The 15,529-nt window shown below is 63.6% G+C and carries 9 protein-coding genes; 6 read left to right on the forward strand and 3 right to left on the reverse strand.

Annotated features, from left to right (window positions below):
* On the reverse strand, positions 1 to 7,872 hold a 7,872-nt coding region (locus AB4Z11_RS05645), incomplete at its 3' end, for a beta strand repeat-containing protein (RefSeq protein ID WP_442023291.1).
* A gap of 187 nt (positions 7,873 to 8,059) precedes the next feature.
* On the opposite strand from AB4Z11_RS05645, the gene nudC reads away from it, so the two are divergent.
* The 3 genes from nudC to AB4Z11_RS05660 are packed head-to-tail and all read left to right on the forward strand — an operon-like array spanning position 8,060 to position 10,882.
* Entirely contained in the window at positions 8,060 to 8,908 is an 849-nt protein-coding gene (nudC, locus tag AB4Z11_RS05650; RefSeq protein WP_442023293.1) for an NAD(+) diphosphatase, read from the forward strand.
* 21 nt (positions 8,909 to 8,929) lie between these two features.
* The gene (folE, locus tag AB4Z11_RS05655) at positions 8,930 to 9,496 is read left to right on the forward strand and encodes a GTP cyclohydrolase I FolE (protein WP_442023295.1); all 567 of its coding nucleotides are present in this window, start codon (positions 8,930 to 8,932) and stop codon (positions 9,494 to 9,496) included.
* A 3-nt stretch (positions 9,497 to 9,499) separates the two neighbouring features.
* Positions 9,500 to 10,882 (forward strand): thioredoxin family protein, encoded by a 1,383-nt coding sequence (locus tag AB4Z11_RS05660; RefSeq protein ID WP_442023296.1) that lies wholly within the window; start codon positions 9,500 to 9,502, stop codon positions 10,880 to 10,882.
* On the opposite strand, the gene AB4Z11_RS05665 is transcribed toward AB4Z11_RS05660, so the two are convergent.
* On the reverse strand, positions 10,879 to 11,775 hold the full coding sequence (locus AB4Z11_RS05665) for a LysR family transcriptional regulator (protein ID WP_442023298.1): 897 nt from the start codon (positions 11,773 to 11,775) through the stop codon (positions 10,879 to 10,881). The genes AB4Z11_RS05660 and AB4Z11_RS05665 overlap by 4 nt on opposite strands.
* A 102-nt stretch (positions 11,776 to 11,877) precedes the next feature.
* Between AB4Z11_RS05665 and AB4Z11_RS05670 the strand changes: the two genes are divergently transcribed.
* Positions 11,878 to 12,876, forward strand: coding sequence for an aldo/keto reductase (locus tag AB4Z11_RS05670; RefSeq protein ID WP_442023300.1), 999 nt, complete (start codon positions 11,878 to 11,880; stop codon positions 12,874 to 12,876).
* Here AB4Z11_RS05670 and AB4Z11_RS05675 read toward each other — a convergent pair.
* Positions 12,873 to 13,751 (reverse strand): LysR family transcriptional regulator, encoded by an 879-nt coding sequence (locus AB4Z11_RS05675; protein ID WP_442023301.1) that lies wholly within the window; start codon positions 13,749 to 13,751, stop codon positions 12,873 to 12,875. The two genes, AB4Z11_RS05670 and AB4Z11_RS05675, sit on opposite strands and share 4 nt — an antisense overlap.
* 108 nt (positions 13,752 to 13,859) lie before the next feature.
* Here AB4Z11_RS05675 and AB4Z11_RS05680 point away from each other — a divergent pair, with 108 nt between their 5' ends.
* Both AB4Z11_RS05680 and AB4Z11_RS05685 read left to right on the forward strand, forming a co-directional pair.
* Positions 13,860 to 14,843: a zinc-dependent alcohol dehydrogenase family protein gene (locus AB4Z11_RS05680; protein WP_442023303.1), complete on the forward strand. Its 984-nt coding sequence runs from the start codon at positions 13,860 to 13,862 to the stop codon at positions 14,841 to 14,843.
* Between the two features lie 82 nt (positions 14,844 to 14,925).
* A partial coding sequence (locus tag AB4Z11_RS05685; RefSeq protein WP_442023305.1) for a cache domain-containing protein occupies positions 14,926 to 15,529 on the forward strand: 604 nt, incomplete at its 3' end.

Below are 15,529 nucleotides of genomic sequence, written 5' to 3' on the forward strand. Positions count from 1 at the left end.
GCCAGACATTTGCGCCGTGGTCAGGGCGCCGATCTGGAGCGTACCCATGGCTTGCAGCTGATCGGTCGTGATTGCAGCGATCTGGCTGGTCGACAGCGATGCCACTTGCACCGTCTTCAAGGCGGCAAGATCAACGGCTTCAATCGCCTGGATCTGATCGGTGGACAGCGCGCCCAGCTGCGCGGTGCCAAGCGCACCCATCTGCAGCGTGGTCAGGGCGACGATCTGTGCGGTGCCCAGCGAAGTTACCTGGCTGGTGGTGAGCGCTGCCACTTGCTGAGTCTTCAGCGCGGCGAAGTCGGTCAGCTCCAGGGCAGCGATCTGTGCCGTGCTCAGCGTGGCGACCTGTGCCGTGGCCAGGCTGCCCACTTGCAGCGTAGTGAGCGCAACAATCTGATTGCTGGTCATCGCATTCAGCTGGGTGCTGGACAGCGCGGCGATCTGGGCCGTGGCAAGTGCTTGTACCTGCGTCGTGCCGAGCGAAGCGATTTGGTCCGTCGTCAGGGCAAGCACTTGTCCTGTTTTCAGGGCGACGAGGTCGACCGTTTCGAGCGCGGCGATCTGGGCCGTGGCCAGATTGGCGATTTGCGTGCTGCTCAGGGCGCCAATTTGCAGAGTGGTCAGGGCCACGATCTGGTTGCTGGAGAGCGCGTTCAGCTGCTGGGTTCCCAGCGCTGCAATGTGCTGGGTCTTGAGCGCAGCCACATCCTGGGTTTCCATTGCGCCGATCTGATCGGTGCTCAGCGAAGCCAACTGGGCGGTGCCCAGATTGGACACTTGCTGCGTGCTCAATGCCGCGACCTGTGCCGTGGACAGGCCGGACAGCTGGGCCGTGCCCAGCGCCGCGACCTGGGCAGTGCCGAGGCTGATGATTTGCTGCGTGCTCAAGGCGCCAATCTGGTCGCTGTTCAGCACGGTGATCTGGTTGGTCTTCAGTGCCGCCAGGTCCACCGTTTCCAGCGCCTGCACCTGGCTGGTGCCGAGAGCTGCCAGCTGAGCGGTCGCAAGGTTGTTCATCTGGAGTGTGGACAAGGCCGCAATGTGGGCGGTGTCCAGCGATGCGAACTGGGCGGTAGTGAGCGAGTTGACTTGCTGGGTCTTCAGCGCAGCAAAGTCGACGGTCTCCAGCGCGGCCAGTTGATCGCTGCCGAGCGAAGCCAGCTGGGTAGTGCTGAGATTGCTCACCTGCAGCGTGGACAGTGCCACCAGCTGATCGCTGCCGAGGCCGTGCAACTGAGCTGTCGTCAGTGCAGCAATCTGGGCAGTGCCCATGCCTTGCACCTGCTTGCTGGACAGGGCGTCGAGCTGCTGGGTACCCAGGGCTTGCACCTGGTCGGTACGCAATGCCGCGAGGTCAGCCGTTTCCAGTGCTGCGATCTGGTCCGTGCCAAATGCTGCGAGCTGAGCCGAGCTGAAAGCACCCATCTGTGCCGTGGCCAGCGCCACCACATGGGCGGTGTCGAGAGCGGAAAGCTGGCTGGTGGTCAGGGCAGCGATCTGCTGCGATTTGAAGGCGTTGAAATCGCGCGTTTCGATCGCCGCGATCTGCGTGGTGCTCAGAGCGCCAATCTGAGCCGTGGTCATATTGCTGATCTGCAGAGAATTCAGCGCCGTGATCTGTGCCGTACCCAGCGCCTGGATTTGCGCGGTGTTCAGCGCTGCGAACTGAGCGGTATTCAGTGCCGCCAATTGCGCGGTGACGAGTGCAGCCACGGCGTCGGTGCTGAGGCCCAGAATCTGGCTGGTCTTCAGCGCCGCCACATCGGCGGTGCTCAGTGCACGGATCTGGTTGGTGTCCAGTGCCGCCAACTGACGGCTACTCAGGCTGGAGGCTTGCAGCGTGGTCAGCGCAGCAACCTGCGCCGTGCTCAGTTCGGAGACTTGCAGGGTGCTGAAGGCAGCCACTTGCTGGCTGGCCAGCGCGGCGAGATCAACCGTTTCAAGCGCTGCCAGCTGGTCACTGCTCAAGGCGACAAGCTGCTGGGTGGTCAGATGATTTGCCTGGGCGGTGGTCAGCGCCACGATTTGCGCACTGCCGAAGCCTTGCAGTTGGCCTGTGCTCAACGCTGCGAGCTGCGCCGTGGTCATTGCCTGAACCTGGCGCGTGGACAGTGCACCCAGGTCGTCGCTGGACAGGCCCGCCACTTGCAGCGTGGTCAGTGCTGCCAGCGCTGCAGTGCCAATTGCCTGCACCTGGTCGGTTCCCAGCGCCTTGATCTGGCTGGTGCTGAGCGCCACGATTTGCTGCGTGYTCAGCGCTGCGATGTGGGCAGTGTCGAGCTGGGCGACTTGTGAGGTAGCCAGCGCGGCGATCTGCTGCGACTTCAGGGCCGCAAAGTCCTGGGTTTCCAGCGCGGCGATCTGGTCGGAATTCAATGCGGCGATCTGGGCCGTGGTCAGGCTGGACGCTTGCAGCGAACTCAGTGCGACGAGCTGGGCGGTGCCAAGGGCGCCAATCTGGGCGGTACTGAAGCCTGCCAGCAAGGCGGTCGGAATGGCCGCCGCCTGTTTGGTGCTGAGGGCCCCGATATCGTCCGTGCTCAGGCCCGGCAGCTGACTGGTCTTCAGCGCGCCAATGGCTGCGGTGGAGAGCGCCTGGATTTGCGAAGTATCCAGGGCCGCCAGCTGACGCGTGCTGAGCGCGCCTACTTGCAGGGTTTCCAGTGCGCTGATGTGCGCGCTGTCGAGCGCGGCAATCTGGGACGTGCTGAGGGAAGCGATCTGCTGCGTGCCGAGGCGGACGAAGTCCACTGTTTCCATGGCGGCCAATTGGTCGCTGCCAAGCGCGGCTGCTTCCGCCGTTGTCAATGCTGCGGCCTGGGCTGTGGTCAGCGCGACGATCTGGTCCGTGCCCATGCCCGCCACTTCGGCGGTGGTCAGGCCTTGCAGCTGGGCAGTGGTCAGTGCTTGCACCTGGCGCGTGGTCAGGGCGGCGATGCCGGCCGAGCCAAGCGCGTTCAGCTGATTGGTTTTCAGCGATGCGAGGTCAACGGTTTCCAGCGCCTGCAACTGATCGCTGCTGAGCGCGGACAACTGGCGCGTGCCCAGGTTCGAAATTTGCAGGGTGGTCAGGGCGGCGATGTGGGCCRTGTCCAATGCTGCGGCCTGTGCCGTGCTCAGGGCGTTCAATTGCTGCGAGCTCATCGCAGCAAAGTCCGCCGTATCCAGCGCAACCAGCTGGTCGGTTTGCAGGGCGCCCACTTGCAGGGTGCCCAGCGCGGCAACTTGCTGGCTATTGAGAGCAACGATCTGGTCCGTGGTCAGGGCAGCGATGTGCGCGGTGCTCAGCGTTGCCAGCTGGGTGGTCGTCATGGCCGCAATCTGGGCCGTGCCGAGAGTCGCCAGCGCCGCCGGGCTCAGCGCGCCGATCTGGTTGGACTTGAGCTGCGCCAGGTCCACGCCTTCCATTGCTGCGAGCTGGTCGGTAGACAAAGCCGCCACTTGCTGGGCTGTCAGCGCGGCAGCCTGGGCAGTGGTCAGGGCGACGATCAGGGCCGTGTTCAGCGAAGCGATCTGGGCTGTGGTGAACGAGGTGATCTGTGCTGTGTTCAATGCGGCCCAGTCGATGGTTTCCAGTGCATTGACCTGGTCAGTCGACAGCGCGGCCAACTGCTGGCTGGCGAGGCTGCGTACTTGCGCCGTCGTCAGGGCAACGAGCTGATCGGTGTTCAAGCCCTTGACCTGGTTGACCGACAGCGAAGTGATTTGGGCCGTGCCCAGCGCCTGAACCTGGCGCGTGGTCAGCACGCCGATCGAGGCGGTAGCCAGGCCCGGCAGCTGGGTGCTGTTCAGCGTGGCCAGCGGCGCAGTGCCAAGAGCCAGCAACTGGTCCGTGCTCAAGGCTTGTACCTGGCGCGAGTTGAGCGCCACGGCCTGCGCGCTGTTCAGTGCGGCGATCTGGTCGGTGGTCAAGGCTGCGATCTGAGCGGTCGCCAGAACGCCGACCTGCGCCGATTTTAATGCGGCGAAATCGACGGTTTCCATTGCTGCGATCTGATCGGTCGTCAGAGCCGCAACCTGCTGCGTCGCCAGCGCGCCAACTTGCGCAGTGCCAAGGGCGACGATCTGGTCGGATGTCAGTGCGCGGGTTTGGCGTGTGCTCAAGGCTGCAACCTGAGCCGTGCCCATCGCTGCCAGCTGGCTAGTGGCCAATGCGGCGATATTGGCGGTAGACAGCACACCCAGCTGTTGCGAGCGCAGCGTCGTGAGGTCGATGGTTTCCAGCGCATTCAGTTGATCGCTATTCAGTGCGGCAACCTGGTTCGTGCCGAGGTTGGCAATCTGCAGCGTGGTCAGTGCGCGCAATTGGTCGCTGGACAGGCTGGCGATCTGTGCCGTGCCGAAGGCATTCATCTGGTCGCTGCGCATGGCGGCGACATCTTTCGTGCTCAACGCGGTCAGTTGCACCGTCTGCAGGGCGCCGGCTTGTGCCGTGGTCAGCGCGGCGGCTTGCTGGGTGCCCAGAACGCTCACCTGGTCGGTAGTCAGGGACGCGATTTGCGCCGTGCTCAGTTGCGCGATCTGGGCCGTGGTCAGGGCGGCAATCTGTGCCGTGCCCAGGGAGGCGATCACGCCAGTGCCGAAAGCGCTCAGTTGCGTGCTCTTCAGCGCAGCAAAGTCGGACGATTCCATGGCCGCCAGCTGGTCAGTGCTCAGTGCGCCGATTTGCAGGGTGGTCAATGCTGCGGCCTGTGCCGTGGTCAAAGCGACGATCAGGCTGGTGCCCAGCGAAGCGATCTGTGCCGTGGTCATGGACGCGATCTGATTGCTGCGCAGGCTGGCCCAGTCGCTGGTTTCCATCGCGTTGACCTGGTCGGTGCTCAGCGCTGCGATCTGTGCAGTGACCAGGTTTGCCAGCTGGGCGCTGCTCAGGGCGACGATCTGATCAGTGGTGAGGGCGCGCACCTGGCGGCTGTTCAGACCGCTCATTTGCAGCGTGCTCAGAGTTGCCAGCTGGCGGGTGGACAGTGCTGCCAGCGTATCGGTGGTCAGGGCGTTGAGCTGGCTGCTCTTCAGTGCCAGCAGGTCGCTGCTGGTGAAGGCATTGATCTGGTCGCTTCCCAGCGCGGACATGACGGACGTGCTGAGGCCACCGGCTTGCAGTGTGGTCAGCGCAGCCAGTTCCGACGTGCCAAGCGCGGCAACCTGGGCGCTGTTCAGCGCATTCAGCTGCTGGCTCTTCAGTGCGACGAAGTCCTGGGTTTCAATGGCATTCAGTTGATCGCTGGTCAATGCACCCATCTGCACGGTGCCAAGTGCAGCCATCTGCTGCGAAGTCAGCGCGGCAATCTGCGCCGTGCTCAGCGCGGCGATTTGGGCCGTGGTCAGTTGCGCGATCTGGGCGGTGGAGAGCACGCCGATCTGGCTCGTCGACAGACTCAGCACGGAGGCGGTGCCAAGTGCTGCCAGCTGCTGCGATTTCAGAGCGGCGAAGTCGGACGATTCCATTGCTGCCAGCTGATCGGTGGAGAACACCGCCAACTGCTGGGTGCCCAAGGCCGCGGCCTGTGCCGTGGTCAGCGCGACGATCAGGTTGGTGCCGAGCGCGGAAATTTGCGCGGTGCTCAGGCTCGCGATCTGGTTGGTCTTCAACGCCGCCCAGTCCTGGGTTTCCATCGCATTCAACTGGTCGCTGCCGAGCGCAGTCATCTGGCGGGTGCTCAGGGCGCCCACTTGCGCCGTCGTCAGCGCCACGACCTGGTCCGTGGTCAGGGAAGCGATTTGCTGAGTGCCCAGCTGTGGTACTTGCAGGGTATTGAAGACCGCAATCTGGTCAGTACGGAGTGCGGCAACCTGGGAGGTCGTCAGACCAGCCAATTGCTGGCTCTTCAGTGCAATCAGGGATGCGCTGGACAGCGCCAGAAGCTGATCGCTGCTCAGCGCAGCCAGCTGGGCGCTGCTGAGTGCGGCAGCTTGTGCCGAGCGCAGTGCGCCGAGCTGATCGGTAGTCAGGGCGGAAGCGCCTGCGGTGCCCATCGCCACCAGCTGCGCCGTGTTCAGTGCTGCGAAGTCAGCCGTTTCGAGGCTGGCCAGTTGCGCCGTGCTGAGATTGCCGATCTGGCGGGTGCTCAATGCTGCGGCCTGGGCTGTGCTCAGGGCGACGATCTGGTCGGTGGTCAGCGCAGTCATTTGCGCGCTGTTCAGCATGCCGACCTGGGCAGTCGTCAGGGCAGCCAACTGGTCGGTCGTCAGGGCGGCGATGGCCGCGCTGCTCAGCGCGCCGATCTGATGCGATTTCAGGGCGCGCAAGGCGGCCGACGACAGCTGCACCAGTTGGTCCGTGCTCAGTGCAGCGAACTGGACAGTGCCCATGCCAACTGCTTGTGCGCTGGACAGCGCCGCGATTTCAGCCGTGGTCACCGCAGCGATTTGCTGGGTGGACAGGGCCGCCAACTGGTTCGACTTCAKGGCAGCCCAGTCCTGGGTTTCCATGGCTGCCAGTTGTGCGGTGCCGAGCGCGCCCATCTGGCGTGTCGTCAGGTTGGCCGCTTGCAGGCTGGTGAGTGCGACGATCTGGTCGGTGCTCAGCGCGGCGACCTGTTGCGTGCCCAGGTTGGCGACTTGCTGGGTATTCAGCGCGCTGAGCTGGTCGGTACCCAGCGCGGCGATGTCCGCCGTGTTCAGAGCATTGAGCTGATGGGTTTTCAGCGCGAGCAAATCGCTGGTTTCCAGCGCAGCCGCCTGCGCGGTGGTCAGAGCTGCCATCTGATTGGTGGTCAGCACGCTGGCCTGCTGAGTGGTCAGGGCGGCAATGAAGCTGGTGTCCAGGCTGCTCAGCTGGCTGGTCGTCAGCGCTGCGATCTGGTTGGTCTTGAGCGCAGCAAAGCCGGCCGTTCCCAGCGCAGCGATCTGATCCGAGCTGAGCAGGTTGATCTGGCTGGTCTTCAGCGCGCCAGCTTGTGCCGAGTTCAGGGAGGCGATCTGGTCGGTCGTCATAGCTGCCAGCTGGGCATTGCTCAGCGTGGTCAGCTGCTGCGTCTTTATCGCCTGCACCTGGGACGTGCCCAGAGCTGCGATTGCTGCGGTGGAGAGAGCGGCAATCGCGGCGGTATTCATGGCTGCCAGGTCGCCATTTTCCAATGCGGCCACTTGAGCCGAGCTGAGGAAGCTGGCTTGGCGCGTGGTCAATGCTGAGGACTGAGCCGTCGTCAGTGCGACGATCTGGTCGGTCGTCAGGCCGGCGAGTTGTTCGGCGGCCATGGACGCCAGCTGCACCGTGCGCAATGCTGCTAGGTCATCGGTTTCCATTGCTGCGAGCTGGGCCGTGGTCAGCGACGCGAGGAAGCGCGTGCCAACTGCCGCATACTGGGCCGTGCCGAGGCCCACGATCTGGTCGGAGGAGAGCGTACGTACCTGATCGCTGCTGAGCGCGTTCAGCTGGAAGCTGGCCATGACTGCCAGATCTTCCGTGCCCATGGCACGCAGCTGAGCCGAAGTCATTGCCGCCACCTGACGTGTGGCCAGCTGGCTCGATTGTGCCGTAGTGATTGCTGCAATCTGTGCCGTATTCAGACCGCTGAACTGGCTGGTGCCAAGTGCCGACAGCACATTGGTGCGCAGCGCCGTAATGCCATCGGAGCCCAGTGCCGAAATCTGGGTGCCGCTCATTGCATTCAACTGCAGAGAGGTCAGCGCATCCAACTGCGTTGTGCTGAGTGCTGCCACCTGTTTGGTGCCGAAACCGTAGGCGATCTGGTTGGTATTGAGCGCGCGCAGGTCCTGCGTCGTAATCGCCTGGATCTGGTCGCTATTCAACACTCCGAGCTGCAAGGTCGAAAACTCCGCCATTTCTGCGGTCGATAGCGCAGAGATCTGGGAAGTCGAAAGTACAGCGATCAGGTCAGTTGTCAGTGTTGAAATAAGGGTCGGCATATGTTTTTCTCTCCTAGCAGCAACATTATCTTAATCTGGCTGGTGTTGATTTGGGGAAAAACTGTCAAAAAATGGCGTAAATCTTGATATGAAAACAAAGACTTAGCGCCATTTCGGCAACGCTTGCATCGGCAAAGCCGGGAGACTGTAAGATAGGGATCCCGGCCATTTCTCATATTTGTCGAGAATGTTACAGACTCCGTCTACTTTTACGCCCCTGCTGCGGGCCGAAAATCATCCCGCACCGCTGACTTTCGTGTTCCACGGTCACCGCCTGCTGCTGCATACCGAATCGCTGGCGCTGCCTGAAACGCCGCCGCTTGAGCTGACGCCCGAGCGCGTGCATCCGCTGGGCATGTGGAATGGCCGCTATTGCCAGATCGCCTGGACCGAAGACGAAACGCTACCAGACTCATCCTGCGAATGGCGCAGCCTGCGTTCCCTGTTCGGTAGCATCGACGACGGTTTCCTCGGCCTGGCCGGCCGCGCTGTGCAAATTGCCGAATGGGCGCGCACGCATCGCTACTGCGGCGCCTGCGCGACGCCGATGGCGCACACGCCCGGCGAGCGCGCCTTCAAGTGCCCGAATTGCGGGCACACGGCGTATCCGCGCATTTCGCCGGCCATGATGGTGCTGATCAAAAAAGGCGATTCCGTGCTACTGGCGGTGCACGCTCAGTCGCCTTACAAGCGCTTCACGGCGCTGGCGGGCTTCCTGGAAGCGGGCGAATCGATCGAAGAGGCGGTGCACCGCGAAGTGGCAGAGGAAGTGGGCCTGAAAGTGCATAACTTGAAATATTTCAGCAGCCAGAGCTGGCCTTTCCCGCACTCGCTGATGATCGCTTTCACGGCCGAATACCTGTCCGGCGACATCCGCGTCGACCCGAACGAGATTGCCGAGGCGCGCTGGTTCGGGCCGGAAGATGAATTCCCCGAGGTTCCGCCGGGTGTTTCCATTGCCTCCGAATTGATCCGCGCCAACCGGCCAGTCCGCGGTAAGCACGGGCGAATGCCGCTATACTGTCGCCCTGTTTGAATTTTTCAGCTAGCTCTCATCATGTCCAACAACGCAGAATTCACCGAACAAGACTGGCGCCGCTTCCTGGCAAGCATTGGCGAGGACCCCGACCGTCCAGGCCTGCACGAAACGCCGCACCGCGTGGCCAAGGCCTGGAAGCAGTGGACCGCCGGCTACGAGCAGAATCCGGTGGACCTGCTGAAGGCATTCGAGGATGGCGCCGAGCAGTACAACGAGCTGATCCTGGTGAAGAACATCCCGGTGTACTCGCACTGCGAACATCACCTGGCGCCGTTCTTCGGCAAGGCCACCGTGGGCTACGTCCCGAACGGCAAGATCGTTGGCCTGTCCAAGCTGACCCGCCTGGTGGACTGCTTCGCGCGCCGCCTGCAGGTGCAGGAACGTATGACCATGCAGATCGCCGAAGCGCTGATGCAGGTACTGGACCCGAAAGCGGTGGGCGTGATCRTCAAGTGCCGCCACCTGTGCATGGAAAGCCGCGGCATCCGGACGCCGGGCGAAGAAACGGTGACCTCTGCCATGCTGGGCGAATTGCAGCCGAACCTGGCGATGCGCACCGAGTTCCTGGCCATGGCGCGGGATTAAGCGATGGCGGGCGCGATCGAGTGGGTTGAAGGCGGCATCGAAGCCGCGCAAGCGCTGGCCCAGTCTGCCGGCCGTCCTGTGTTCCTGTACTGGGGCGCTGTCTGGTGCCCGCCGTGCAATCGCGTGAAGTCCGAGATCTTTGCGCGTGATGAATTCGTCGGCGCCACGCGCAGCCTGGTCTGCGTGCAGATCGACGGTGACGCACCCGGCGCGCAGCAACTGGCCGCGCGCCTGAAGCTGCGCAGCTACCCGACCCTGGTCCTGTATCGTCCGGACGGCGCCGAGATCACACGCCTGCCTTGTGAACTCGATGGCGAGCAATTCACCGAAGCCCTGATGGCGGCGCGCTTTGCCGCTTTTACCGCTGCCGAGTCGCTGTCCGCCGCGCTGGATGGCACGCGCGTGCTGTCGCCCGCCGAATGGACTCTTCTGTCCAACTATTCCTGGGACACCGACGAAGGCGTGCTGCTCGGCGCGCGCGATCTTGGCGTCACGCTGACTACCCTGTCGCAGCTGGCTTCCGCCGCCGTAACGGGCGAAGCGCCTGCCGCTGCACAGCAAATTTCGAATGCGTCCGACCGCCTGCGCCTGCACGCGCTAGTGGCGCAAGCCGGCCGCGTGCCCGATGCTTCCGCCACCGAATTCCTGCTGCGTGTATTCTGCGATGCCGCGCTGGCGCGTGCGAACATGGACATCTTCACCAATAGCGGCCACCAGCTGGTGCGCGCCGCCACGTCGCAGCACGCCGAATTGGCGACCGCGCTGGCGCAAGCCGCTCAAGTGTGGGCTGACGATATGTGGCTCGGCGTGCCGGACCGCCTGGCTGCCGTACGCCTGCAAATGCGCATGGGCCGCATGGGCTATGCCGCAGAAGGCTTGCCAGCGCTGGTGCGCTCGCGGGTTGATGCGTCGCTGGCTGAAGTCGATGACCGCTACGGCCGTCACACTTTGGTGAATACCGCCGTCAGCGCCCTGAACGACGCCGGCCTGTTCGCCGATGCCGAAGCCCTGCTGCAAGCGGAAGCACCGCGCTCGCACTCGCCGTACTACTTCATGCTCTCGCTGGCCTCCAGCGCCAAGCGCCGTGGCGACGCGGCCGGCATGCTGGCCTCTTACGAACAGGCCTGGCGCCTGTCGGTTGGCCCTTCGACCCGCATCCAGTGGGCCGTGACTTATCTGAGCACCCTGATCGACACGGCGCCAAGCGAGGCCGCACGCATCGAATCCGCCTCCACCGCCCTCGCCGAAGACTTCCGCGCCGCCGGCGCAGACGCCTTCGCCCAGCGTAATCTGACGCAAGCGACCAGGCTCCTCGCCAAGCTCAACGCGCTGAACCCACGCGGTCCCGCCACCGAAGCCCTGCGCGCGCAGCTGGCCGCTTCTTAACCGGCCGTCAGCAGAGCCGCCAGCCAGTCGACGAACACACGTACACGCGGCGAGAGCTGGCGGGTGTGGGAGTAGACGATGGAGAGGGGCATGGGCGACGGGCGGAAGGCGGGCATGACTTCCTCCAGTTCGCCGGATGCGAGCAAGGGCTCGATGCCGCGGCGCGGGATCTGGATCAGGCCTAAKCCCGCGCGGCAGGCGGCCACGTAAGCCTCGCTGCTGCCGACGGAAACGCGGCTGCGCATGGTCATCGTCTGTTCGACGCCTTGTTCGTCCACATACTCCCAAGGCATATCGCGCCCGGTCAGCGACGAAAAGAAACTGACCGCATGGTGCGAGTGCAGATCGTCCAGCGTTTGCGGGCGTCCGTGCTCGGCGAGATAGGCGGGAGAAGCGATATTGACCTGCTCCATCAGGCCCAGTGGCCGCGCGATGAGCGTGGAATCGCGCAGTGTGCCGCCGCGCACGGCGCAGTCGATACCTTCGCCGACAATGTCCGATATGCGGTCATTCGACCCAAGCCGCACGTTGATCTCGGGGTATTGGCGGAAGAACTCCGGCAGCGCCGGAATTACGCTCAGGTGCGCCGTCCGCTCCGGCAAGTCAACGCGGATCGTGCCGGACGGCTTGCGTCCCGCCTCAAGAAAAAGCGAATTGATGTCTTCCAGATCATTCAGCAGCGCGCGGCAGCGGTCCAGATACAGCATGCCTTCCACGGTCAGGCTCACCTTGCGCGTGGTGCGCTGAAGCAGGCGCACGCCGAGCTGCTGTTCGATGGCCTGCACGGCATTCGTGACGGAGGGACGCGGCAGATCGAGCTGTTCGGCCGCTTGCGTGAAGCTGCGTGCATCGGCCACGGCCTGGAAAATCTGCATGGCGCGGATCTGGTCCATTGTTATATTGCGCCGAATAAAGATGTAGGAATATCGGTATTTATTACCTCAATCGATAATAGCACAATGACCTCCATCGAAACCCCCCCCTGGAGATCACAAATGCAAACCCGCAAACTTGGCAAAACCGGTCCTGAAGTCGCTCAACTGGGCCTCGGCCTGATGGGTATGTCCGATTTCTACGGCCCCGCCGACCGCGCCGAAAGCATCGCCACGATCCACGCCGCGCTGGACGCCGGCGCTACCCTGCTCGACACCGGCGACTTCTACGGCATGGGCCACAATGAAATGCTGCTGGGTGAAGCGCTGAAAGGCCGCCGCCGCGAGCAGGCGCAGATCAGCGTGAAATTCGGCGCGCTGCGCGACCCGGACCGCAACTGGGTTGGTTATGACGCTCGTCCGCAAGCCGTGCAGAACTTCGCTGCCTACTCGCTGCAGCGTCTTGGTGTGGATTACATCGACATCTATCGTCCTGCGCGTCTCGACCCGAACGTGCCAATCGAGGATACCGTCGGCGCCATTGCTGATCTGGTGAAGAAGGGGCACGTGAAGCACATCGGGCTGTCCGAAGTCGGCGCCGACACGCTGCGCCGCGCGCACAAGGTGCATCCGATCAGCGATCTGCAAATCGAGTATTCGCTGATCTCGCGCAGCATCGAGAACGGCGTGCTGCAAACCGCGCGTGAACTGGGCATCGGCATCACGGCTTATGGCGTGCTGTCGCGTGGCCTGATCAGCGGCCACTGGAGCAAGCAGCGCGAAGGCGAGCAGGATTTCCGCGGCCTGGCCAGCCCGCGCTTCCAGGGTGAGAACCTGGACCGCAATCTGGCCCTGGTGGAGCGGCTGCGCGAAATCGCAAACGACCTGGGCGTGAGTGTGGCGCAAGTGGCGATTGCGTGGGTCGCAGCGCAGGGGCAGGACATCGTACCGCTGGTCGGCGCGCGTACCCGCGAGCGTCTGCAGGAAGCGCTGGGTTCAACCACCGTCAATCTGACGCGCGCCGATCTGAATGCGCTGGGACTGGCGATGCCCGCGCATGCCGTGGCAGGCACGCGCTACAACGAGCACCAGATGTCCGTGCTCGATAGCGAAAAGCGTTAAGCAAACAGCGAGGCCGCGAAGTCCACGAAAGCCCGGACTTTCGCGGCGCGTTGCTGGCGCTGCTGGTATAGGGCGTGGACGACGGGACCGTCCGCCTGCCATTCTTCCAGCAGCGGCACCAGCTCACCGCTGCGCAAAGCCTCGGCGACCGACAGCGACATGAATTGCGCGATGCCGCCGCCTGCTTTGCACAGCTCCAGCAGCGAGTCCACATGGTCGAAGGCTACGCGGCCTTGCGGCGTAAAGGCTTCCGCGCCGGAGAATACCCAGGGACGCAGGCGCCGTGACTTGGGCAGTACGAAGCCGAGGCAGGCGAAGTCCGCCAGTTCGGCGGGTGAAGCAGGCGCGCCATGCTCGCGTACGAAATCCGGTGAAGCACAGCAGACAAAGCGCGTCTGCATCAAGGGGCGCGCCACCAGGTTCGCATCGGCCACCTCGCCAATGCGGATCAGCACATCGACGCCTTCCTCCACCATATCGACCATGCGGTCGCTGGCCGTGGCGCGCAGCATAATCTGCGGATACTGCGTCAGAAAGCGCGGCAGGGCCGGCGCGACGTACAGGCGCGAGATCAGCCCCGGCATGTCGACGCGCAGCGTGCCGCTGGGCGTGTCAGCCGCATCGTGCATGCTCGATTCGAGCTCGAACATATCGGCCAGCAGGCGCAAAGCCTGTTCATAGCACGCACGGCCCTCGCCGGTGAGCGACATGCTGCGCGTAGTCCTATGCAGCAGCTTGACGCGAAAGTGTGTCTCCAGCCCCGCCACCTGCGCAGTCACCGAGGACGTGGACATGCCAAGCCGCTCAGCCGCCCGGCTGAAACCGCCCGCTTCCACCACCGCGCAGAACACGCGCATTGCATCGAGTCTGTCCATGCGGGGGATTATCCACGTTTTCTGGATACTGTTTGCATTCCAGCCCGGTTTTTTCCGCGGCAGGTCCTGCCTACACTGGCTCCATCGACAAATCACCGGAGCCTTACCATGAAAGCAATGATCCTCACCGCCCACAGCCAGCCACTGACTCTGAGCGAAGTAGAGCGTCCCGCACCCGCCGCTGGCCAGGTGCTGGTCCGCGTCCACGCCAGCGGCCTGAATCCGCTGGACGGCAAAATCGCCGCGGGCAAAGCCGCCCACGCGCAAATGCCCTTGAATACCATTCTCGGTATCGATATGGCCGGTGTGGTGGAAGCGGTGGGCGAGGGCGTCACCGGCTTTAAGCCCGGCGATGAAGTCTTCGGCATGACGGGCGGTGTAGGCGGCAACCAGGGCTCGCTGGCCCAATACCAGGCGGCCGATGCGGCCCTGTTGGCCCATAAGCCACGCAATGCCGGCATGCGCGAGGCGGCCGCCATGCCGCTGGTGTTCATCACCGCATGGGAGGGTCTGGTGGACCGCGCCCGTGTCAGCGCAGGCAAGAAAGTGCTGGTGCATGGCGGCGCGGGTGGCGTGGGACACATGGCTGTGCAGATCGCCCGTGCCTTCGGCGCCGAAGTCTGGGCCACCGGCTCGCCGCAAAGCCGCGCCGTGATTGAGGGCTACGGCGCCACCTTTATCGACTACACCGCGGAAACCGTAGACGACTATGTGGCACAGCACACCGGCGGCGAAGGCTTCGACATCGTGTTCGACACCGTTGGCGGCTCCACACTGGACGCATCCTTCCGTGCCGCCCGCCTGTACCACGGCCATGTGGTCAGTGCGCTGGGCTGGGGCACGCATGCGCTGGCGCCGCTGTCCTTCCGTGCCGCGACCTACTCCGGCGTATTCACTTTGCTGCCGCTCCTCTCGGCCAAAGGCCGCGCCCAGCATGGCGCCATCATGCGCGAAGCGGCACGCCTGGTGGATGAGGGCAAGGTGAAGATCAGCCTCGACCCGCGCCGCTTCACGCTGGCGCAAGCCAACGAGGCTCACGTAGCCCTGCAGGACGGCAGTGCGCGCGGCAAGCTGGTCGTCGATATCGATTAAGCAGCGACGCAACACTTGGCGCGATTTTTTCCAGCTTCTGCTGATAGGCGGGTATGCTCTTCTCAAAAACGAGGAGACGACCATGAACCAGCTGTCCTTCCGGCAGAAGCTGTGGATTCCGCTCTTGTGCAGCCTGCTCTGCATCGCTGCCATCTTCATCTACGACGCGGTGAAGATGCGCCAGCTGCGTATCGATGAGCGGCTGGCCGACCTCTCCAATGTGGACGATGCGGCGCTCAATGTGGTCAAGATGTACGGCGACCGTGTCGCTGCGGGCACAGTGACCAAGGAAGCCGCGCAGACAGCCGCCAAAGCCGCCGTCAAGAACATGCGCTACGCGAAAGATGGCTATATCAGCATTGTTTCCGGCGACGGCATCGCGGTCATGAACCCGACCAAGCCGGAAAATGATGGCAAAAATATGCTGGAGTTTAAGGACCCGAAAGGGAATTACCTTTACAAGGACATCGTCCGCATCGGCTCCAGCACCGAAGGCGCAGGTTTCGTCAGCTACTACTGGGCGCGGCCCGGCGAAACCGAGCCGGTCTCGAAAGTCAGCCGCGTCACCAGCTATAAACCGTGGGACTGGGACATGGTCACCGGCGTCTACATGGATGACATCGACACCGCCTTCCGCAACCAGCTTCTGGAATCGGGCGTGGTGCTGGCGATTGTGATCGCGGTGC

Origin of the sequence: Pseudoduganella sp. RAF53_2, assembly GCF_052113985.1 — a bacterium.
Lineage (GTDB): Bacteria > Pseudomonadota > Gammaproteobacteria > Burkholderiales > Burkholderiaceae_D > Rugamonas.